Origin of the sequence: Streptomyces sp. HSG2, from assembly GCF_016598575.1 — a bacterium.
Lineage (GTDB): Bacteria > Actinomycetota > Actinomycetes > Streptomycetales > Streptomycetaceae > Streptomyces.
Window position 1 is genome coordinate 863,216 of the sequence record NZ_CP066801.1, and the last position, 22,191, is coordinate 885,406.

The window sequence follows — 22,191 nt, forward strand, 5'->3', positions numbered from 1 at the left end:
CCCGAACGAACGCCGGCGTCACTCGATCGGACCACCCGGAAGGCGGCATCTCACACCTGAGATAGCCTCAGCCCCATGGCAGACGACTACCTCGTACGCATCGGCAAGCTCATGCGTGACGCCCGGCAGCACCGTGGCTGGTCACAGGCGCAGCTCGCCGAGGCACTCCATACCAGCCAGAGCGCCGTCCACCGCATCGAGCGTGGCAACCAGAACATCAGTCTTGAGATGATCGCCCGCATCGGCGAGGCACTCGACAGCGAGATCGTCTCCCTCGGCTACCCGGGACCGATGCATCTGCGCGTCGTCGGCGGCCGACGCCTCTCCGGCGCCATCGACGTCAAGACCAGCAAGAACGCCTGCGTCGCCCTGCTGTGCGCCTCGCTGCTCAACAGGGGGCGGACGGTACTACGGAAGGTGGCCCGCATCGAGGAGGTCTACCGCCTGCTCGAAGTGCTGAACTCCGTCGGCGTGCGCACCCGTTGGATCGGCGAGGGGAACGACCTGGAGATCGTGCCGCCCGACACGTTCGACATGGACGCCATCGACGCCGAGGCCGCGGTGCGGACCCGCTCGATCATCATGTTCCTCGGCCCGCTCCTCCACCTCATGGATCACTTCAAGATCCCCTACGCGGGCGGGTGCGACCTGGGAACGCGCTCCATCGAGCCACACATGATCGCGCTACGCCGGTTCGGCCTGGACGTCGCCGCCACCGAGGGCCAGTACCACGCCGTCGTCGACCGCTCGATCCGGCCCACCCGCCCCATCGTGCTGACCGAGCGAGGCGACACCGTCACCGAGAACGCCCTCCTCGCCGCCGCGCGCCACGACGGGGTCACCGTCATCCGGAACGCCTCGTCCAACTACATGGTTCAAGACCTGTGCTTCTTCCTGGAAGCGCTCGGCGTGCGGGTGGCCGGTATCGGCACCACCACCCTCACCGTCCACGGCGTCGCGGACATCGACAGGGATGTGGACTACTCCCCCTCGGAGGACCCGGTGGAGGCCATGAGTCTCCTGACCGCCGCGGTGGTGACCGAGTCCGAACTCACGGTCCGGCGCGTCCCGATCGAGTTCCTGGAGATCGAACTGGCGGTCCTGGAGGAGATGGGGCTCGATCACGACCGCTCCCCCGAGTACGACGCGGACAACGGTCGGACCCGGTTGGTGGACCTGACCGTCCGGCCGTCCAAGCTGGAGGCGCCCATCGACAAGATCCACCCCATGCCCTTCCCGGGGCTCAACATCGACAACGTGCCGTTCTTCGCGGCCATCGCGGCCTCGGCGCAGGGTCAGACCCTGATCCACGACTGGGTCTACGACAATCGCGCCATCTACCTGACCGACCTCAACCGCCTGGGCGGGCGCCTGCAACTGCTGGACCCCCACCGCGTCCTGGTGGAGGGCCCGACCCGCTGGCGCGCCGCCGAGACGATGTGCCCGCCGGCGCTCCGTCCCGCCGTCGTCGTCCTGTTGGCGATGCTCGCGGCGGAGGGCACGTCCGTCCTCCGCAACGTCTACGTCATCAACCGCGGCTACGAGGAACTGGCCGAACGCCTGAACACGGTCGGGGCTCAGATCGAGATCTTCCGGGACATTTGATACGCGGATGCCGCCGCACCCCGTCTGACCTGCTCTTTAGCGGGTCAGGGAGGGGCACGGCGGCATCCGTGGGACTTCTCTGGGACTTTGGGCCCCGCAGCGACCCTGTTGCCCATTGTCAAAAGGGTTGGTCAGAGCTTGATCCACTAGCCTCAACGGTCGCATGTAATGCGACTTCGATCACCTATCGACCTAAAATCAATCCTAAACGTTCGATACATGGCACTTGTACGGAACCACTTCTCACAAGGCCGACGCGACGTGAACCCGGGTCGGAGTGCCGCGGCCGGCGTGCCGGGGAGACGACCGATTGCCTTGACCCTGTCGGCGATCTCGAAGTTCGCGGTACGGCAGCACGCCCGGCCTGCACGCCAAGATCGTCGAGTGCGTGTCCAGCGCGGACGGAGCCACCTCCGCAGCCCGCGCCCTGGATGCCATGGAGCGGGACCGTTCTCAAACCCTGCCTCGTCCGCTTCAGGACGGGTGAAGGTCCCCGCTGGTGCCCGGCCGGCCGTAGCGTTCGACGAGGGCGTCGCCGATCGAGGCCAGGTGTTCTCGGACCCCCTCAGGGCCGGTCACCTCGACCCATTCGACCAGCCCGGAGAGCTCGCCGGCGAGGATGTACTCGTCGGGGCCGCGGATCACGACCTCGACGCGGCCGTCGGCCGTGGAACCTCCCACGTCGAGCCGGTCCCCAAGCGCCATCCGGAGTATGCCCGTCCCTTCGGGTGTACACACCGCGTGAACCTCCAGCGGCGTTCGTTTGCGATCAATCTCTTCGGCGATCTCGTCCCAGCTCTCGGCAAGGTCGAAGTCCTCGGGGCGGTGCGCAGGGTCGCCGGTCGGGTCGGCGGCCGACACACGGTCGATCCGGAAGACCCGTCGGCCGGTCTCGGTGTCGGAGACGAGATACCACACAGGACCTTTGACGACGATGCCCAGCGGATGGACGGTTCTCCGGGTTTCGACGCCTTTGCCGTCGACGTAGCCGAGCGACACCTGGACGCCGCGGATCGCCGCGTCCTGGAGTTCGTCGACGAAACGAGGCGGCCGGTGCTCTTTCCGACTCGCCCCCCATCGCTGCGGGTCTACGACCAACGACGACGCCGCTGCCTCGGCCTGTACCCGAAAGGGCTCCGGCAGAGCATGGACGAGCTTGCGCAGAGCTGCTCTCATCGCCGGCGTCGCGTCCGAGGCCGGGCCGACAGCCAGGAACAGGGCGCGTGCCTCACCGGCGGTCAACCCGGACAGGTCGGTACGAGCGCCGCCCACCAGGCGCCAGCCACCGCCTCGGCCCCGCACTGAGTACACGGGCACCCCGGCCATGGCCAGGGCGTCGAGGTCACGGCGGGCGGTGCGCTCGGAGACGTCCAGTTCTCGGGAGACCTCCGCGGCTGTCACCAGCTCGCGCCGTTGGAGCAAGAGCAGGGTGGCCACCAGCCGATCGGATCGCATACTGCCAAAACTCTCACAAAAACCGGTCATGAGGTGGCCGGTTTGGGTGGCAGGGTCGCAGCATGACCTCATCGAGGAGGTCGACCACCGGCGAACACTCCCAGAGAGGAAAATACGGTGTTCAACCAAGCAGAATTTCCCGAGCCCACCCTCATCCAGGTCAACGGTGTGGAGCTCGAAGTCTTCGAGGCAGGCCGGGAAAACAGGAGCAAGCCCATCGTGCTCTGCCACGGCTGGCCGGAGCACGCCTTCTCCTGGCGTCACCAGATGCCCGTCCTCGCAGCGGCCGGCTACCACGTCATCGCACCGAATCAGCGAGGCTATGGCAACTCATCCCGCCCGACCGAGGTGACGGACTACGACATCGAGCACCTGACGGGTGACCTCGTCGCGCTCCTGGACCACTATGGCTACGAAGACGCCACCTTCGTCGGCCACGACTGGGGTGCGTTCGTCGTCTGGGGACTGACCCTGTTGCACCCCGACCGGGTGAACAAGCTGATCAACCTGAGCCTGCCTTACCAGGAGCGCGGAGAGACGCCATGGATCGAGTTCATGGAAACCCTCTTCGGTGGCGATTTCTACTTCGTCCACTTCAACCGGCAGCCGGGCGTCGCCGACGCCGTATTCGATGCCAACACCTCCCGGTTCCTCCGCAACCTCTACCGGAAGAACATGCCCCCGGCACCCCCTGAGCCGGGCATGGCTTTCATCAACCTCGCCGAGGCCGAAACACCACTCGGTGAGCCCGTCATGAGCGACGGCGACCTGGCCGTCTACGTCTCCGCGTTCGAGACGTCGGGATTCACGGGCGGCATCAACTGGTACAGGAACCTCGACCGCGACTGGCACCAGCTGGCGGACGCGGACCCGATCATCCGGCAGCCCGCCCTCATGATCTACGGCGACCGGGATTTCGCGATCCCGAGGTTCGAAAGACTGGCAGAGTTCGTGCCCAACGTGGAAGTGGTCGGCCTGGACTGCGGTCACTGGGTCCAGGCGGAGATGCCAGAGGAAACGAACCAGGTGATGTCGGAATGGCTGGAACGGCAGAGCCGTTGACCCGTGACTTCTTGTGTTGTCATCGGGCGGGCGAGACCTACGACGTGGCCTGTCGCAGGACGAACTTCCCGGAGTCACGCGCTGGTTCCCGCTGCACGAGAGGTGACACGCGTGCGACGACCTGGTGCCGGCGTCCGCGCCGCTCGGTGGAGCGGACGGAGTCGACCGGGGCCGGAGGTGACGCCGGCGAACTTCCAGACCGAGCACGAGACCGTCTCCCCTTCCCCAGGGCCTCGCGGCGATTTCGCGGGGCGCCCGAGGGACGGTAGTGACAGGAGGCGGCGTGGGGAAGGCGCCATGGAGCCAAGCCGGCCCGACCGGGGCGGGAGATTCACTTCCGGCCGTCGACCGCCGACGGTCGGTGGCCGGGGCGGCGGCCCGGCCACCGCGACGACGGCACGTCCTCTCGGCCGCCCGACCCAGAGCGGTCGTGATCGGGCCTGGAAGCCGCCGCGCGCGACGCTCAGGGGGTGGTCAGCAGTTTCTCCCATTCCTCGATCGCGGGCCGTTCGGCGAGGTCCGCGACGGAGACGTCGATTCCGTGCGCGTCGCGCCAGCGCCCGACCAGGGCCATCAGGCGGACGGAGTCGAGTCCGTAGTCGACGAGGTTCTCGTCGTCGGGAAGGTCGTCGACGGACTCGCCGAGCACTTCGGCTATGTCCTCGCGCATCTGCTGCACGGTGAGCGCCATGGTCGTCAGTTCCCCTCGAAGACGGATTCGGCCGTGGTCACCACGGCGCACCGGCCCGCCGCCCAACGCAGCGCCATGGCGTGCTCCTCGGCGGAGAAGTCGGCCACGGCGTCGGCGACGACGAAGGCCGGGATGTCCCGCATCCAGGCGTCGCAGGCGGTCATCAGCACCCCGATGTGGGCGTAGACGCCGGTGACGACGAGCTGGTCGCGCCCGAGAGCGGACAGCCGGTCGGCGAGGTCGGTGCGGGCGAAGCCACTGTACTTCCACTTGGTGAGGACGGTGTCGTCGGGTCCGGGTGCGACGGCGTCCGCGATGGCCTGTGCCTCGGGGTCCGCCGGCAGTCCCGGGCCCCAGAAGTCCTGTTGCAGTCCCCGCTGCTGCGGGGTCTGGCCACCGGGCTGGGCGGTGTAGAGGACGGGGACGCCGAGTGCGGCGGCGCGGGCCTTCAACGCGGCCACGTTGCGCAGCAGCTCCGGGATCGGGGACCGGTCCCGGTCGTAGGCGGAGAGGAAGTAGTTCTGGAGGTCGTGCACCAGCAGGACGGCGCGGTCCGGGTCGACGCTCCAGTCGACCCGGTTGGGGGGCAGTTCGCCGGTCGTCGGCATCGGGTACGGGGTGATCTTGGGGAGTGCCATGTCGGTGGTTCTCGCTCAGTTCTGTGCGGTGGCTCGCGGGGTGCCGTCGGCGGCGCCCCGCAGGGCCTTCTTGGAGATCTTGCCGACCCCGGTCTGCGGGAACTCGGCGACGAACTCGACGCGGTCGGGCACCTTGTAGGCGGCCAGGCCGCGTTCGCGCACGAAGCGCTTGACGGCGATCGGTCTCGGCGGTTCGGCGTCCGGCCGGAGGATGACGTAGGCGCAGGTGCGTTCGCCGAGGTAGGGGTCCGGTTCGGCCACGACGTTGGCGTCGTGGATCGCTGGGTGCGCCAGGAGGTGGTTCTCGATCTCCTCGGCGGCGATCTTCTCGCCGCCGCGGTTGATCTGGTCCTTGGCCCGTCCTTCGACGACCAGGTGGCCGGTCTCGGTCAGACGCACGATGTCGCCGGTGCGATAGAAGCCGTCCGAGGTGAAGGCGCGGGCGTTGTGGTCCGGCGCGTTCCAGTAGCCGCGGATGGTGTAGGGGCCTCGGGTGAGGAGGTGTCCGGGGCTCCCGGCGGGCACGTCCTGGTCGGCGTCGTCGACGACCCGGATCTCGTCGTCCGGGGAGATCGGCCGGCCCTGGGTGGTGACGACGGTCTCCTGCGGGTCGTCGAGGCGGGTGTAGCAGACCAGCCCCTCCGCCATCCCGAAGACCTGCTGGAGGGCGCAGCCGATGGCGGGGCGCACCCGCCGGGCGGCCTGCTCGCTGAACTTGGCCCCGCCCACCTGGAGGAGTCGGAGGCCGCTCAGATCGTGCTCGGTCCTCGCGGCGGCCTCGGTCCACACCAGGGCGAGGGGCGGCACGAGACCGGTGAGGGTCACCCCCTCACGCGCGATGAGCGGGAAGGCGACGTCGGGATCGGGTCGCGGGCACAGCACCACCCGGGCGCCGGCGTGGAGGGCGCCGAGGGTACCGGGCGAGGAGAGCGGGAAGTTGTGCGCCGCGGGCAGGACGCACAGGTAGACGCTGTCCTCGTCGACGCCGCAGATCTCGTTGGAGCCGCGCAGGGAGTAGAGGTAGTCGTCGTGGGTCCGGGGGATGAGCTTGGGTGTGCCGGTGCTGCCACCGGAGAGTTGCAGGAAGGCCAGGTCGTCGGCTCGGGGTCCGTCGATCGGCACAGGTTCGGCGGCGACGGCGGCGAGGGCCTCGAAGTCGCCCGAGTCGGGGCCGACGACGAAGACGTGCCGCAGGGTTGGGACGTCGGCGCGGACGGCGGCGGCGAGCTCGCGGTAGTCGTAGCCGCCGTGTTCCCCCGCGATGACGTAGGCGACGGCCTCGGTGAAGGCGCAGAAGTAGCGGATCTCGGTCTCGCGGTGTGCGGGGAGGGCGAATACCGGCAGGGCGCCGATCCGGAAGAGGGCGAAGACGACCTCGAAGAACTCGGCGATGTTGGGGAGTTGGACGACGACACGATCTCCGGCGCCGATGCCGCGGGCACGCAGCCCGGCGGCGAGGCGGTCGGCGCGCGTGTCCAGCTCGGCGTAGGTCCAACGGCGCTCGGGGGTGTCGCCGCCGGGGTCGACGATGGCGACCCGGTCGGGGTGGGCGGCGGCGCGGTCGCGCAGCATGGTGCCGAAGGTCTCGCCGCGCCAGTGGCCGGCGGCACGGTAGCGTTCGGCGAACTCGGCGGGCCAGGTCGGCGGCGTCGTCGTCGAGGGGCCGCTCACAGTTCGGCTCCCACGGCGGAGAGGAAGGTGCGGAACTTGGCGGCGGTCTCGGCGGTCTCGGCCTGCGGGTCGGAGGCGGAGACGACACCGGCGCCGGCATAGAGGCGCAAGGAGTTCGCCTCGGCCTCGGCGCAGCGGAGGGTGACGACCCATTCGCCGTCGCCGTCGGCGTCGGACCAGCCCACCATGCCGGTGAAGAAGCCCCGGTCGAAGGGCTCGCTCTCGCGGATGACCCGACGGGCGACGTCGGTGGGGGTGCCGCAGACGGCGGGGGTGGGGTGCAGCGCGGAGGCGATGTCGAGAGAGCTCGTGTCCGGGGAGCGCAGGGTGCCGGTGACGGTGGAGGACAGATGCCACATGGTGGCGGTGCGGACCAGGGTCGGGCGGACGGGGACGGTCAGGTCGGCGCAGAACCCGGCCAGGGCCTCCTCGACGGCGTTCACCACGACCGCGTGTTCGTGCAGGTCCTTGGCGGAGTCCAGGAGGGCCGCCGCCCGTCTGACGTCCTCGGCGAGGTCGTCGCTGCGGGGGACGGAGCCGGCGAGGGGATTGGAGATCACCCGGGAGCCGCGCCGGGAGACCAGGAGTTCCGGACTGGCGCCGAGCAGCGTGCGGCCGTTGCCCGTGGGGAGGGCGAAGGTGTATCCGGAGGGGTCGCGGCGGGCCAGGCGCTGGAGCATCGCGGGGAGGTCGAGGGGGTCCTGGGACTCCACGCGGAGGGTGCGGGCCAGGACGACCTTGCTCAGTTCGCCGCGCCACATCCCGTCCACGGCCCCGGCGACGGCCGCCGCGTACTCCTCGGGGGCCGGTTCCTGGTGGACGGTCAGGCCGGTGCGGGCCGGGGCGTCGGCGGGCAGGGCGACGAGCGGGTCGGCGGTGAGCGGCGGCGCGGTGTGCAACGTGGCGGGCATCGCGAGGGAGGCCGGGGCGGTCTGGTCGAAGGGGATGGCGCCCATCACCACCGGGGCGGGCCCCCCGGCGGAGCGTGCCGCGGCGAGGGCGTCGGCCACACGCCGGGCGGGGGGGCGCTCGTCGTGGGGGATCTCGGCGCGCACTCCCTCGCCGAGGAGGGTACGGGTGGGCGTGCCGAAGAACCGCGCGCCCGGGACGTAGGAGTTGAGCAGTCCGGTCGCCACCCCGACGGCGGGGTGGGTGGGCTGGGCGAGCGTGCTGGCTGCGGCGACCTGGGGTGCCGTCGACACGGTGGCTCCGTTTCTCGCGCGCCCGCCGGGGCGGGGCGCGGATGTGGGGATGTGCGAGGAGGGGCGCGTGGTGCGCGAGGGCGACGGTCAGCGAAGAGCGGCGCCGCCGTCGACGTAGAGCTCCTGGAGGGTGACGTGGCGGGCCAGGTCCGACACGAGGAAGACGACCGTGTCGGCTATGTCGGCGGGGTCGGCGATGCGACCCAGCGGTATGCCGGTGCGGTAGGCGGCGAGGTCGCCCTCGACGACCCGGCGGGACGCGTCGGGGTCGCGCCACAGCGACCGCTGCATCGCGGTGTCGGTGGATCCGGGGGCGACGACGTTGCAGCGGACGCCGCTGGGCGCCAGTTCCAGACCGAGGCACTTGGTGTACATCGCCGCCGCCGCCTTGGAGGCGGCGTAGGCCCCCATGTGGACGCGGGGGACGCCCGCGGCGTTGGAGCCGACGGTGACGATGCTGCCGCCGCCGCGCGCCGCCATCGCGGGGGCGACGGCGCGGGTGGTGTGGAAGACGCCGGTGGTGTTGACCGCGAAGGTGTCCGCCCAGTCCCGGTCGGACAGTTCCACGGCGGGCCCCGGGCGCAGTATGCCTGCGACGTTGACCAGGATGTCGAGCGGGCCGTGCCGGGTGACGACCTCGTCCACGACGGCACGGACGGCTTCGGCGTCGGTGACGTCCATGGCATAGGGGGTCAGGGAGCCGTGGCGTTTGGCTCCGTGCTCGGCGTCGACCAGGCCCGTCTCCTCGGCGAGCGCCTCGACGCCCGCGAGGTCCCGGTCGGTCGCGGCGACGTGGGCGCCTTGGGTGGCCAACGCGCGGGCGACGGCCGCGCCGATACCCTGACCGGCGCCGGTGACCAGGGCACGGCGCTCCGCCAGGAGTCCGGCGCTCGCTTCGGGGGCGCGGCCGTGGACTCGTCGAGCGGGCACGGGCGCGCCGGTGTTCTCTGCGGACATGATTGACCCCCACTCCATAAGGCAAGCCTAACCTTACCCGCCCCTCCTCGGAAGTCCCCGCCCGGCACCCTCCGGACGGCGCCCCTCTCCCGCCCTCGTGGTTAGGCTAGCCTCACTTCATGCAGACGCGGCAACCCGATGCCCCGATACCCGATGGTCAAACGGGTCGGACCACGGCGACGTTGACGACCGACCCTCCCGGCCGGGACGTCGACCGATCGCCGAACGAGGGATCGGCGCGACCCCTCCCCGGGTCCCGCCGGCGACGAACCCTGCCGCTGATCGTCGGTTGCGCGGTCCTCGTCGTCCTCCTCGCCGCGGTCTCGCTGTCCGTGGGGGCCGGCGAGGTCGGGCCCGGCGGCGCGCTCGACTACCTACTGAACCGCCAGGGGGCCCGCGCCGACAGCCGGCTCGCCCTGGTCGTCGGCGACCTGCGACTGCCGCGCACCCTGACCGCCCTCCTGGTCGGCGCGGCCCTCGGGGTCGCCGGCTGTCTCCTCCAGGCGGTCACCCGCAACCCGCTGGCCGAGACCGGCCTGTTGGGTGTGAACGCCGGGGCCTCGCTGGGCGTGGTTGCCGGCATCGCCCTGCTGGGCCTCGACTCCGGCTACGCGTACCTGGTCTGCGCCTTCGTCGGAGCAGTGATCGCCAGTGGCCTGGTCCTGATGATCGCGGGACGGGGCGGCTCGCCCATGCGGCTCGTGCTCGCCGGCTCCGCGCTGGGCGCCACCTTCGGTGGGCTCACCAGCGTCATCGTCGTCAATTCCGCCGAGACCTACGACCGTTTCCGCTTCTGGGTGCTCGGCTCCCTCGCGGGGGTCGAGGGGTACGGGGAGTTGGGCCCCCTGCTCCCGGTGCTCGCCACCGGCTTCGTGGTGGCACTGGCCGTGACCCGCCCGCTCTCGGCGCTGGCACTCGGCGACGACGCCGCCCGAAGCCTCGGGCACCGGCCCGGCGTGGTCCGCACCGCGGTGGCCGTGGCCGTGACCTTGCTCACCGCCGCGGCCGTGGCGCTCGCCGGCCCCATCTCGTTCCTCGGACTGGTCGCCGGCTTCCTCGCCAACGCCATGGCCGGCACCCGACTGCCCGCGCGGATCACGCTGGCCGGGCTGGTCGGCGCCGGCGTGCTCACCGCGGCCGACGTGGCCGCCCGCGTGGTCTCCCGCCCGTTCGAGGCCCCCGTGTCCGTCATCGTGGCCCTGATCGGCGCGCCGGTGCTGATCGCGATCGTACGCTCGCGCCGGCTCTCGGCGATGGGCCTGGCCGAACCCGCCGCCGAAGGAGGCGAATCCGGGTCCGGTCGCGCTCCCGGGCCCCTGGTCCGGCCGTTCCGGGCGATCGGCACCGCCGCCCGGAACGCCGTCCGGACCGCCGTCCGGGTCGTCCCCGGCGGACGGGCGACGCGGCCCCCCGAGGCACCCGGGGGTGGGACGACCGTGGTGCGCCGCGGCCCTGTCTCCTTCCTCGTGCACCGGCGACCGGCCCTGGCCGCGCTGCTTCTGACGGCGCTGCTCGTGGCCGCGGTGACGCTCTCGGCCTATGCGGGACAAGGCGATCTGGGTGTCGGGCGCACCTTCCGGGCCGTGTTCGGCCAGGGAGACCACTTCGACGTGCTCCTGGTGCGGGAGTTCCGGCTCGGTCGGATCGTGGCGGGGCTGACGGCGGGCGCCGCCCTGGGCCTGGCCGGCTGTCTGACGCAGACCCTGGCCCGCAACCGGCTCGCCACCCCCGAACTCCTCGGGGTCAACGACGGTGCCACGGCCGCGGTGCTGCTGTCCGTCAGCCTGAGCGCGACCGGCACCTTCGGCGCCTGGTGGGCGGGGCCGCTCGGCGCGCTGGCGGCGGTCGTCGTGGTCACCACCGTCTCCGGTGGTCTCGGGCAACGCGGATACCGTGTGCTCGTGGTGGGACTCGCGATGTCGGCGCTGGCGTCCGCGGTGACCCAGGTCGTCCTCTCCCGCAGATCGCTGAGTTCGGCCGGTTCCCTCTTCGTGTGGACGTCCGGGAGCCTCAACGGACGTGGCTACTCGGTGGCGGTGCCGGTCCTGATCGGCCTGTGCCTGCTGGTCCCGGCCGCGCTCTTCCTGGCCCGACACCTCGGGGTGCTCCGCTTCGACGATGCCACCGCCGCGTCGGTGGGGGTCGCTCCCGGCCGGGTGCGCGTGCTGTGCGTGCTGCTCGCCGTGGCCCTCGCCGGCCTCGCCGTCGGCATCTGCGGTCCGGTGGCCTTCGTGGCGCTGGCCTCGCCGGTGATGGCGAGCAGGCTGGCGGGGCCCGCCCGGGTGCCGCTGGTGGGGTCCATGCTCACCGGAGCCGTCCTCGTCGTCGTCGCCGACACCGTGGGTCGGATCGTCTTCCCCGGTTCGGAGCTTCCGGTGGGCGTGGTGACCACCGTTCTGGGCGGGCCGTTCCTGCTGTGGGTGCTGCTCGGCCGCTCGGCCGCCACGCGGGTGTAGACCCTCCCGGCGCGTGGGGGCCGCCGCCCACGCGAGCGCCCTCCCCGCTCCCCTACCGAGTTCCCCCGGCCCAGTGACGAAAGGCGACCCCCGTGACGACCTCACCGACCCCACCCCAGCCCGGCCCGGCCCTGCGCGCCCTGCGCGACGCGGTCCGCTCCGGGGTGGCCGGAGCCGAGGCGGAGTTCTGGCTGCGCGCCGAGCGGGAGGGCACCCCTCTGGTGGAGCCCGACGAGGAAGGCGACCCGGCCTACCGCCTGGTCACCTTCGTGTGGCGGGACGTGCCCGAGCGGCCGGTCGGTGACGTCCTGCTTCTGGTGCACACGGTCACCGACCGCGATCGGCACGCCGGCGACCTGACCCCGCACCTGATGCGAAGGGTCGAGGGGACGGACGTGTGGGCACTCTCCCACCGTCTCCGTGCCGACCATCGGGCCTCGTACCAGTTCCTCCCCGGCCGCGGCGGCCGTGCCGAGCTTCTGCGCACGGACCGGGCGTCCTGGCGCGCCGCCCTGGACCGGGCGGTGCCCGATCCGCTGAGCCGGACACCGGCCCTGCCCTCGTCGGGGGCGCGCCGACCGGCGTCGGTGCTGTCGTTGCCTTCGGCGCCCCCGCAGCCGTACGTCGACGGCCCCCGCGAGGCGCGCGGCGGCTCCGTGGAGCGGCACTTGTCGGGCAGGCGGGTCGTGGCGCACCTCCCGGCGGGGCGACCGCCCACCGCCGTCGCGGTGCTGCTCGACGGGGAGATGTGGGGGCCCGTCCTCGACGTGGGGTCGACGCTGGACCGGATGCACGAGGCGGGCGCGCTGCCCTCCACGGCGGCTCTGTTGGTGGACACCATGGAGCGTCGGATGGCGGACCTCTCCTGTAGCGAGGCGTTCGTCGACTGGCTCGCCGACGACCTGCTGCCCTGGGCGGCGGCGGAGTTCGGCACGCCGCTGCGGGCGGCGCGGACCGTCGTCGCCGGGCAGAGCGCCGGAGGACTGACGGCCGCCTTCGCGGCCTACCGTCGTCCCGATCGGTTCGGGCTGGCGGCGTCGCAGTCCGGGTCCTTCTGGTGGCCCGAGGACGACCCGGAGCGCGGGGCGGAATGGCTCACCCGGCAGTATGCCCGGGGCGAGCGGCGGCAGGTGCGGCTGTGGATGGAGGTCGGTCTCCAGGAGTGGCTGCTTCTCGCCGAGAACCGTCGTCTGCGGAACGTGCTGCGGGCCCGCGGATACGAGGTGGAGTACCGGGAGTTCAACGGGGGTCACGACTACGCGTGCTGGCGGGGCGGTCTGGCGGACGCCCTGGCGTCCCTCCTGGGCGGACCGCCCGCCGGGGCCTCCGGGGCGTGATCCCGCGAGGGCGCGCGCCGGCGTCCCCGGGGTGGTGGACGCCGGCGCGTGGGCGGCCCCGTGGGACCACCGTGTCAGGGAGCGAGGGGGCGTTTCGCCGGTCGCTCGTCCGCCCTCCCCACTTCCCCGTCCGGGCCGGGGTCACGCTCGGCGTCCTCACCCGGCGGCCCCTCCGGGACTCGGTCCGGGCCCGCGGAGGGACGGGTGTCCTTCGGGCTCTCCTGGTCCTGGGGGTCCTCGTCGGCGTCCGGGGGCGGGCCCGGGGCGGTGGAGGGCAGCCGTAGCGCGAGCGACGCCGACAGGGCGACGAGCGCCGCGGTGGCCCAGACGGCGGCGCGGAACGGCCCGGCGTCCGACGTCGTCCCGGCGGCGTGGCCGCCGCCGACCAGGGCGGCGCACCCGGCGATGCCGAGCGCCCCGCCGAGGGTGCGGACGATTTGGAAGAGGCCCATGGCCCGGCCCATGTCGCGGGGGGCGATGGTCTCGAAGCCGGCCAGTTGGACGGTGAGCACGGCCGTGCCGAGCACCAGGCCGATCAGGAACATCAGTGCGCGCACGGCCCAGGTGTTCTCGGCGACGCCCGGCACCGCGAGCGCGGCGAAGACCCCCGCTGCCGGCAGCAGCGCGGCCACGGCAAGGCGGCGGGGGCCGAGCCGTGGCAGCAAGCGGTCGACCACCTGGGACGCCAGCATCAGGCCGATCGCCTCGGGGAAGACGACCAGTCCGGCGTCCAGGGCGGAGGCGCCGAGCGCGGCCTGGAACAGCAGGGGGACGACGAAGAGCACGCCCATCAGGCCGGCGGCGGTGAGGGCGGCCAACGCGGCGGCGGGCCCGTAGTACCGGTCGCCGAAGAGGCGGATGCCGAGCAGTGGGTCGGCCGAGCGCAGTTGGTGGGCGACGGTGGCCGCAAGGAGGGCGGCGCCGAGGACGAAGCCGGTCGCCACGGTCGGGTCGGACCAACCGCGCGAGGGTCCGAAGCCCAGCGCGTAGGTGAGCAGGCCGAGCGCGGGGGTGGCCAGCCAGAAGCCGACCCGGTCGAAGGGCCCCTCGACGCCCTCGACGTGTTCGCGCAGCCCGATGACGCCCAGCAGGATCGCCACGACGCCGACCGGCACGTTGACGAAGAACAACCAGTGCCAGGAGAGGTGTTCGGTGAGCAGGCCGCCCAGGGGCGGGCCTAGGGCCGGCATCAGTGCCGTCGGGACGATCAGGACCTTGGCGAGCCGGGATCGCTCGCGGGGCTCGAACGCCCGGAACAGCAGCGTCATGCCGACCGGTGTGAGCAGTCCGCCGGCGAGCCCCTGCACCGCCCTGGCCACCACGAGCACCGGCAGGTCCCAGGCCAGACCGCAGAGGGCGGACGCGGCGGTGAAGACGGCGAGCGAGCCGAGGAAGACCCGCTTGGTGCCGAAGCGGTCGCCCAGCCACCCCGCCACCGGCAGGGCGAGCGCCAGCGCGACGAGGAAGGCGGTCTCCACGGTGTTGGCGGCCGAGACCGGCCGGCCGAAGTCCCCCGCGATGGTGTAGAGCGCGGGGTTGACGATGGTGGAGTCCAGGCCGTTCATGCACATCGCGGCCACGTAGACCAGGACGACCGCGACGCGGGGTCGGAGCCGCGGCACCGGGAACCAGCCGGTGGGAGAGGGGGCGGCCCTCACCGGTCCGCCGGACCGGTCTCGTGCGCCGAGACCCAGTCGAGCGCCTCTCGGCGCGGGCTCGGGCCGTGCGCCGTCGACCAGCCCTCGGGTATCGCGGCGAAGGACGGCCACAGCGAGTGCTGTCGTCGTTCGTTCACCAGGACAAGGAACTGTCCGTCGGCGTCGAAGGGGTTGACGGGGGTGTCGGTGTCGGTGTCGGCGGCCACGGTGTCATTTCTCCAGGTCGGTCAGGCGGGCGGCGACCACGCCGGCGATGTGCGCGATCGGTTCGGGCAGGGTCATGTCCTTGTGGGAGCAGGCCACGTCGGTGTTGTCGACACGCCCGCCGACGTACGGGGCCCAGGTGTCGGGCGTGAGGTCGTCGTCGATGGTGTCGACGGTGGCACGGAAGAACAGCACGTCTCCGTCGAAGCGCCGGTGGTCGTAGCGGCGCACCAGGTGGTTGGTGTTCAGGTAGATGTCCGCCAGCGCCTCCAGGGTGTCCGCGCCGAGCGCGGCCAGCGGGCTGCCCTCGCGCTGGAGCACCTCGACGACGCCCTCGGTGGTGAGTTGGCCGTCGCCCAGGACGTCCGGTCCGTACCCGCCCATGGCGAGCAGGGACTCCATCGCCTCGGCGTGGTCGGGCACGGGGAGTTCCCGGAACCCCTCGGCCGGGTAGGCGTCGAGGACGGCGAGAAGCTCGACCCGCTCGCCCGCCTCCTGGAGGTGGGTGGCCATGGCGTGGGCGATGATCCCGCCGGTCGACCAGCCCAGGAGGCGGTAGGGGCCGGCGGGCTGGATCTCGCGCATCCGTGACACGTAGTGCGCGGCCAGATCCTCCAGGGTGGCCGGCAGCGGGTCGCCGCTCGTGGCGGGGCCGACGCCTTGCGCCTGAAGGCCGTAGAGCGGCACGTTCGGCGGCAGCTGCCTGATGAGCCCGGCGTAGCACCAGCTCAGACCGCCGGCCGGGTGCACGCAGTACAGGGGTGCCCGGTCGCCCGGCCGCGCGGGTCGCAGCGGCAGCAGGACGTCGAGCGGGTCGGCGCCGCGCGCGCCGTCTCCGGCGGCGTCCAACGCGGCTTCCAGGGCCTCGACGGTCGGGGCCTGGAACACCGTGCCGATGGAGACCTCGGTGCCCAGGGCGGCCTTGACCCGGGCGGCGAGGCGGACGGCGAGCAGGGAGTGTCCGCCGAGGTCGAAGAAGTTGTCGTCGATCGTGACACGGTCGACGCCCAACACCTCGGCGAAGATCGCGCACAGCTGTTGCTGTCGGGGTCCGCGCGGGGCCCGACCGCGCGCGGCCACCGGCCGGCCGGGGGCGGGCAGCGCGCGCCGGTCGAGCTTGCCGTTGCCGGTCAGCGGCAGCCGCTCGACCTCGACGACGGCGGACGGCACCATGTGGACGGGCAGCGCCAGGGCGGCGTGCTCGCGGAGTTCCCGGGAGAGGTCCGGCACTTCCCGGCCGGGCACGGCGTAGGCGACGAGGCGCAGGTCCCCGGGCGTGTCCTCGCGGACGACCACGGCCACGTCGGCGACGGCGTCGTGGGAGGCGAGGACGGCCTCGATCTCCCCCGGCTCGATACGGAACCCCCGGATCTTGACCTGCTGGTCGGCGCGGCCGAAGTACTCCAGCGTGCCGTCCGCCCGGCGTCGCGCGAGGTCGCCCGAGCGGTACATCCGAACGCCGCTCTCGCCGAAGAGGTGCGCGTGGGGGTCGGCGACGAACCGTGTCGCCGTCAGGTCGGGGCGGCCCAGGTAGCCGGCGGCCACGCCGCGCCCGGCCACGTACATCTCCCCCGTCACTCCGGGCGGCACCGGCTGGAGCCGCTCGTCGAGCACGTAGACCCGCAGGTCGGGGATGTTGACGCCGATGGTGGAGGACGTGGCGGCGGCGGCCGTGGCACGGTCCAGCGGGAAGTGGGTGACGTGCACGGTGGTCTCGGTGATGCCGTACATGTTCACCAGAACCGGGGCGTCGTCGGCGTGCCGGTCGTACCAGTCGTCCAGACGGCCCAGTTCGAGCGCCTCCCCGCCGAAGACGACGTAGCGGAGCGCCAGTTCGCCGGGCGGGTGCTCGCGGTCGGCCGCCGCGAGCTGGTAGAAGGCCGAGGGGGTCTGGTTGAGGACCGTGACGCCCTCCTCGGCCAGCAGCCGCCGGAAGGCGTGGGGGTCTCGGCTGGTGAGGTGGGGGACGACGACGAGCCTGCCGCCGTGGAGCAGCGCTCCCCACAGCTCCCACACGGAGAAGTCGAAGGCGTAGGAGTGGAACAGGGTCCACACGTCGTCCGGGCCGAAACCGAACCAGTGGTCGGTGGCGGCGAACAGCCGGGTGACGTTCTCGTGAGTGACGACGACGCCCTTGGGCCGGCCGGTGGAGCCGGAGGTGTAGATGACGTACGCGGCGTCGTCGGGGCTGAGCGGCCTGGTCCGTTCCTCCTGGCGGAGCGGACCGGCGGACAGATCCGCCGCGGTGGCGGCGTCGATGGTGATGCGGGGCAGGTCGTGCTCGGGCAGTCGGGCCGCGGTGGCGGCGTCGGTGAGGACGGCCGCGGGGCGGGCGTCGGCCATCATGTAGGCCAGCCGGTCGGCCGGGTAGTCCGGGTCGAGAGGCAGGTAGGCGGCGCCCGCGAGGGAGACCGCGAGGAGCCCGGTGACCAGTTCGGGCGAGCGGGGCAGGGCCAGGGCGACGATGGAGCCGGGGCCGATGCCGCGGGCGGCGAGGAGGCGGGCCAGGCGTCGGGCGCGCGCCGAGAGGTCGGCGTAGGCGAGGCCGGTGCCGTCGTGGGCGACGGCGGTCCGGTCCGGGTGCCTCAGGGCGGCCGTCTCGTAGCGCTCGGCGAGGGTGGTCGGCGCGGGGAGCGGGGCGGGTGGACGGACGTTGCCGTCGACCAGGGCGCGCCACCGCTCGTCCGCGCCGAGCAGCGGGAGCGCGGCCAACGGGGTGTCGGGGGCTTCGGCGGCGGCGGTCAGCAGCCGGGTCAGGCGGTCGGCGAGGGCCTGACCCGTGGCCCGGTCGAACAGGTCGGTGCGGAATTCCAGGAAACCGCCGATGCCGCCGCCCGCTTGTTCGCCCGCGTTGAGGGTGAGGTCGAACTTGGCGGTGCCGGAGGTGGTCGTGGACAGTCGGGCGGTGGTCCCGGGGGCCAGGGCGAAGGTGTCGTCGGGTACCGACTGCCAGGCCAGCATCGTCTGGAAGAGCGGGTGCCGGGACAGGGAGCGCGGTGGGTTGAGCGCCTCCACGAGGTGGTCGAAGGGCAGCGCGTCGTGCTCGAAGGCGGCGAGCGCGCCGGTGCGGACCCGCTTCAGCAGTTCCCGGAAGGTGGGGTCGCCCGAGGTGTCGGTACGCAGCACGAGGGTGTTGGTGAAGAAGCCGACGAGGGCGGCCGTGGTGTCGTCGTCGCGACCGGCCACGGGGGTGCCCAGCGGGATGTCGGTGCCGCACCCGTGCCGGGTGAGCAGTGCGGCCAGGCCCGCCTGGACGGTCATGAAGACGCTGGCGCCGGTCGCGCGGGCCAGCCGGACCAGACCGGCGTGGGCGTCGGCGTCGAGGGCGAAGGGGACGGTGTCGCCTCGGCTGGAGGCGACCGCAGGCCGGGGCCGGTCCGTGGGCAGGTCCAATTGGTCGGGGAGGCCGGCCAACGCCTCCTTCCAGTACGCGAGGAGGTCGAGGGCCCGGGGGGTGGGGGCGGCCGGGGTGCCCAGTGTGGCCCGCTGCCAGGCGGCGTGGTCGGCGTACTGGACGGTAGGCGGGGGCAGGTCAGGCGCGTGCCCGGCGAGCCTGGCCCGGTAGGCGGTCGCCAGGTCGTGGGCGAGGGGGGTGGTGGAGGCGCCGTCGCCCGCGATGTGGTGCAGGACGAGCAACAGGGTGTGGCGGGTGGGCGAGTCGGTGAGGAGCGTGGCGCGCAGCGGGATCTCGGTGGCCAGGTCGAAGGTCCGTCGGGCCAGGTCCGTGAGGTCCTCGCCGGCGGCCGCGCGGTGCAGCGGCGGCGCGGCGGCGGGGTCGGTCGGTGCCAGGACGACCTGTCGGGGCAGGCTGTCGTCGCTGTCGGCGGGCAGCGGGTACACCGTGCGCAGGGTCTCGTGGCGGGCCGTCAGGTCGGCGAGGGCGGCGGCGAGGGCGTCCTCGTCCAGTTCCCCATCGATGGTGAGGACGAGGGGGATGTTGTAGGTCGGGCTGGGGCCCTCCAGCCGGTGCAGGAACCACAGCCGCTGCTGAGCGGACGACAGCGGCAGGTCGCCGTCCCGGGGGACCGGTGTGAGCGGGGGGCCGTCCGGAGCAAGGCCGTGGCGCCTGCGGACGAGGGAGGCCAGGGCCGCGGGGCATGCCTCGCGGAAGACGTCCGCCGGCGAGACCGGCACGTCGAAGACGTCGCGGAGCCGGGCGGCGAGGCGGGCCGCGAGCAGCGAGTGGCCCCCGAGGTCGAAGAAGGAGACGTCGGGCGCGGGCGCGGTGTCCAGACCGAGGAGGTCGGCGAAGAGACCGACGACGATCTCCGTGTGGGCGTCCGTCGGGGCGGCGGAGGCGGAGGCCCCGGCGGGAGAGGCCGGCTCCGGCAGGGCACGCTGGTCCAGCTTGTCGTTGGCGGTGCGCGGAAGCGACTCCAGCGGGACGACCGCGTCGGGAACCATGGGGGCGGGCAGCACGTCCGCGAGGTGGCCGCGCAGGGCGTCCGGGTCCACCGGGACCCCCGTTCGGGGGACCACGTAGGCCAGCAGGCGCTTGCCGGCCGCCCCGTCGCGTGCGATGACCGCCGCCTGGGCGACGGCGGGATGGGCGGCCAGGACCGCCCGCGTCTCGCCGAGTTCGACGCGGAAGCCGCGGATCTTGACCTGGTCGTCGGTGCGGCCGATGAACTCCAGACCGCCGTCCTCGGTGCGGCGCACCAGATCGCCGGTCCGGTACATGCGGCCCCCGGGGTCGCCGTTCGCCGCGCCGAACGGGTCGGCGACGAACCGCTCCGCCGTGAGGTCCGGGCGGCCGAGGTAGCCGCGGGCCAGGGCCGCGCCCGCCACGTACAGCTCGCCCGGGAAGCCGTCGGGGGTCGGCCTGAGGGCACTGTCCAGGACGTAGAGGCGGGTGCCTCGGACCGGGCTGCCGGCGGCGCGCGGCCCGGTCCAGTGGTAGGCGTCCACGGTGGTCTCGGTGGGGCCGTAGAGGTTGACGGGGTGGACGCCCTCGGTCTCGGACAGGCGTCGCCAGAGCTGCGCGGGGACCGCCTCTCCGCCGACGACGAGCACGGCCGGCCGGTGGTGGCCGTCGCCGAGCAGGCCCTCGGCGAGGAGGGCCTCCGCGTAGGAGGGGGTGACGTCGAGGTAGTCGACCCGGTGCCGGTCGACGTAGGCGGTGAGGGCCGCCGGGTCGCGGTAGGTGGCGTCGTCGAGCAGGTGGAGTTCGTGGCCGTGCGCCATCCACAGCACCGGGTCCCAGGAGGCGTCGAAGGCGAAGGAGGCACTGTGGGCGATCTTCAGGCGGGTGCGTCCGGTGCGCGCGACGGCCGGCGCGATGTGGTCGGTTCCGTGGCCGGCGTGGAGGTTGGCGAGGGAGGCGTGCGTGACGACGACGCCCTTGGGGCGACCGGTGGAGCCGGAGGTGTGGATGACGTACGCGGCGTCGTCGGGTGTCGGCTCGGCGGCGGGCCGGTCGGCGGGCGAGCGGCGAAGCGCCTCGGTGGTCTCCGGGGCGTCGAGGGCGACGGTGGGGCGTCCGTGCTCCGGGAGCCGGGCGAGCGTGTCGGTCGTGCCCAGCACGACACCCGGGCGGGCGTCCCGCAGGACGTCGAGGGTGCGGGCGTGAGGATGGTGAAGGTCCAGGGGCTGGCAGACGCCGCCCGCCTTCATCACCGCGAGCAGCGCCGTGACCATGGCCGGAGAGCGGGGCAGGGCGAGCGCGACGGGGATCTCGGGGCCGATGCCCCGCGCGGCGAGGTGGTGGGCCAGCCGGTTCGCCGCGGCGTCGAGTTCACCGAAGGTGAGGGTCTCGGCACCGGAGCGGACGGCGGTCTCGTCGGGGGTGCGGGCGGCCCGCGCGGCGAAGGCGGCGGGGAGGGTGGTGGCGGCGGCCGGCTCGCTCCGGCCGGCCGTGGCCCGGCGTATCCCGTCCGGCGAGATCAGGTCCACGCCGGCCGTCGAGCGGTGCGGGTCGTCGAGCAGCAGCGCGGTCAGGCTGTCGAGGCAGCGCCGGAAGGCGGCGCGGTGCCGTTCGAGTTCGGCGGGTGTGTGGCGGTCGGGGTCGGCCTCCAACACCAGGGCGAGGGAGTCGTCGGGGCCGGGCCAGGCGCCGAAGGCGAGGTCCTCCACCGGTCCGGCGGCCAGGTTGCGGACGGTGCCCGTCGGGCCGCCGAAGTCCAGGGAGCCCCCGTCGTGGGGCTTGATGTTGACCATCGGGCCGGTGAGCGGGGCGGTCGGGTCGGTGAGACCCAGATCACGGCGGAGGTCGGCCTGCGGGTAGCGCTGACGCCGCCGCACCTGACGGATCTCCAGCACCACGCGGCGCAGCAGCTCGGCGGCGGTGTCCTCGGGCCGCAGGGCGATCCTCAGCGGCAGGACGTTGACGCACATCGCGGGGGTGCGCAGGGCGGCGGGGCCGCGGCGGTTGGTGACGGGCAGGCCCAGCACGACGTCCCGACTCCCGGTGAGCCGGTGCGTGTACACGACGGTGGCGGCGACGACGAGTTCGGCCCACGTGGCCTTGGCGGCCTGGGCTGCCAGACCGAGACGGGTGAGGGAGCCCGGCGGCAGATCCGCCACGGCCCGCAGCGGCGGCGCGCCGGAGGGCGGGCCGGAGGACGTCGACAGGGCCGTGGGGGCGGCGCCCGCCATCCGGTCCGCCCAGAACTCGCGGTCCGCGGCGTAGGCCTCACCCTCCAGGTAGGCCCGCTCCTCGGCGACCAGATCGGCGAGCGGGGCGAAGCGGGCCCCGGGCACGTCCGCGTCACCGGCGGCGTACACCTCGGCGACGCGCCGGGATATCAGGGTCAGCGCGTAGGCGTCGACGGCGATGTGGTGCACCCTCTGGTACCACAACCAGCGGGTGTCGCCGATCCGCAGGAGTGCCTGCGTCATCAGAGCGTCCGGGGCGGCGAGGTCGGCGGGACGGGAGAGGTCGGCGCGGATCCAGCGCTCGGCGGCCTCGGCGGGGGACGGGGCGTCCCGGAGGTCGAGTCGGCTCAGGCGCACCCCGCCCTCGGGGTCCGGGTACTGCGCGGGTGTGCCGTCGACGTCGGCGAACCGCAGCCGCAGGGTGTCCGCCTCGGCGACGGTCCGCCGCAGTGCGCGCTCGAACAGGGCCCCGTCGAGGTCCCCGTCGATCTCCACGACGTCGGCCGTGTGGTACTCGGTCCCGCCCGGGGTGAGCCGGTGGGCGTAGAGGATGCCACTCTGTGCGGTGAGCAGGGGGAACGAATCCGGACGCTCGTTCATCTGGGGGTACAACTCCTCGGTTGTGAGAGCCTTGCCGCGCCCACTGGCCGCCAATTTCTTA

The 22,191-nt window shown here is 73.0% G+C and carries 13 protein-coding genes; 4 read left to right on the forward strand and 9 right to left on the reverse strand.

Annotated elements, in window-relative coordinates; all coding sequences use genetic code 11:
- The first annotated feature begins 75 nt into the window (after nt 1-75).
- Nucleotides 76-1,605 carry a UDP-N-acetylglucosamine 1-carboxyvinyltransferase gene (locus JEK78_RS03290; protein ID WP_200262596.1) on the forward strand — a complete coding sequence of 510 codons (1,530 nt, stop codon included), beginning with the start codon at nt 76-78 and terminating at the stop codon, nt 1,603-1,605.
- Nucleotides 1,606-2,079: 474 nt separating this feature from the next.
- On the opposite strand, the gene JEK78_RS03295 is transcribed toward JEK78_RS03290, so the two are convergent.
- The gene (locus JEK78_RS03295; protein ID WP_200262597.1) at nt 2,080-3,060 is read right to left on the reverse strand and encodes a WYL domain-containing protein; all 981 of its coding nucleotides are present in this window, start codon (nt 3,058-3,060) and stop codon (nt 2,080-2,082) included.
- 117 nt (nt 3,061-3,177) lie between these two features.
- Between JEK78_RS03295 and JEK78_RS03300 the strand changes: the two genes are divergently transcribed.
- Nucleotides 3,178-4,122 carry an alpha/beta hydrolase gene (locus JEK78_RS03300; protein ID WP_200262598.1) on the forward strand — a complete coding sequence of 315 codons (945 nt, stop codon included), beginning with the start codon at nt 3,178-3,180 and terminating at the stop codon, nt 4,120-4,122.
- A gap of 463 nt (nt 4,123-4,585) precedes the next feature.
- Here the strand turns inward: JEK78_RS03300 and JEK78_RS03305 are convergent, their stop codons facing one another.
- From JEK78_RS03305 to JEK78_RS03325, 5 genes are all read right to left on the reverse strand, one after another.
- Nucleotides 4,586-4,813, reverse strand: a complete 228-nt coding sequence (locus tag JEK78_RS03305) for a phosphopantetheine-binding protein (protein WP_200262599.1) — start codon at nt 4,811-4,813, stop codon at nt 4,586-4,588.
- Nucleotides 4,814-4,818: 5 nt separating this feature from the next.
- Entirely contained in the window at nt 4,819-5,451 is a 633-nt protein-coding gene (locus JEK78_RS03310; RefSeq protein WP_200262600.1) for an isochorismatase family protein, read from the reverse strand.
- A gap of 15 nt (nt 5,452-5,466) precedes the next feature.
- The gene (locus tag JEK78_RS03315) at nt 5,467-7,122 is read right to left on the reverse strand and encodes a (2,3-dihydroxybenzoyl)adenylate synthase (protein ID WP_200262601.1); all 1,656 of its coding nucleotides are present in this window, start codon (nt 7,120-7,122) and stop codon (nt 5,467-5,469) included.
- Nucleotides 7,119-8,324, reverse strand: a complete 1,206-nt coding sequence (gene dhbC, locus JEK78_RS03320; RefSeq protein WP_200262602.1) for an isochorismate synthase DhbC — start codon at nt 8,322-8,324, stop codon at nt 7,119-7,121. Before dhbC ends, JEK78_RS03315 begins: the two co-directional genes overlap by 4 nt.
- An 87-nt stretch (nt 8,325-8,411) precedes the next feature.
- Entirely contained in the window at nt 8,412-9,281 is an 870-nt protein-coding gene (locus JEK78_RS03325) for a 2,3-dihydro-2,3-dihydroxybenzoate dehydrogenase (RefSeq protein ID WP_200262603.1), read from the reverse strand.
- Between the two features lie 272 nt (nt 9,282-9,553).
- Between JEK78_RS03325 and fhuB the strand changes: the two genes are divergently transcribed.
- Both fhuB and fes read left to right on the forward strand, forming a co-directional pair.
- The gene (gene fhuB / locus JEK78_RS03330) at nt 9,554-11,737 is read left to right on the forward strand and encodes a Fe(3+)-hydroxamate ABC transporter permease FhuB (RefSeq protein ID WP_242483358.1); all 2,184 of its coding nucleotides are present in this window, start codon (nt 9,554-9,556) and stop codon (nt 11,735-11,737) included.
- 164 nt (nt 11,738-11,901) lie between these two features.
- Complete coding sequence (gene fes / locus JEK78_RS03335; protein WP_242483359.1) at nt 11,902-13,074, forward strand: enterochelin esterase; 1,173 nt, start codon at nt 11,902-11,904, stop codon at nt 13,072-13,074.
- Between the two features lie 74 nt (nt 13,075-13,148).
- Here fes and JEK78_RS03340 read toward each other — a convergent pair whose 3' ends face one another.
- From JEK78_RS03340 to JEK78_RS03350, 3 genes are read right to left on the reverse strand one after another with little or no spacing between them, the layout of a single operon-like run.
- Nucleotides 13,149-14,696, reverse strand: a complete 1,548-nt coding sequence (locus JEK78_RS03340) for a DHA2 family efflux MFS transporter permease subunit (protein WP_242483251.1) — start codon at nt 14,694-14,696, stop codon at nt 13,149-13,151.
- A gap of 32 nt (nt 14,697-14,728) precedes the next feature.
- The gene (locus JEK78_RS03345) at nt 14,729-14,938 is read right to left on the reverse strand and encodes an MbtH family protein (protein WP_200262607.1); all 210 of its coding nucleotides are present in this window, start codon (nt 14,936-14,938) and stop codon (nt 14,729-14,731) included.
- Nucleotides 14,939-14,942: 4 nt separating this feature from the next.
- The gene (locus tag JEK78_RS03350) at nt 14,943-22,130 is read right to left on the reverse strand and encodes a non-ribosomal peptide synthetase (RefSeq protein WP_200262608.1); all 7,188 of its coding nucleotides are present in this window, start codon (nt 22,128-22,130) and stop codon (nt 14,943-14,945) included.
- Between the last annotated feature and the right edge of the window lie 61 nt (nt 22,131-22,191).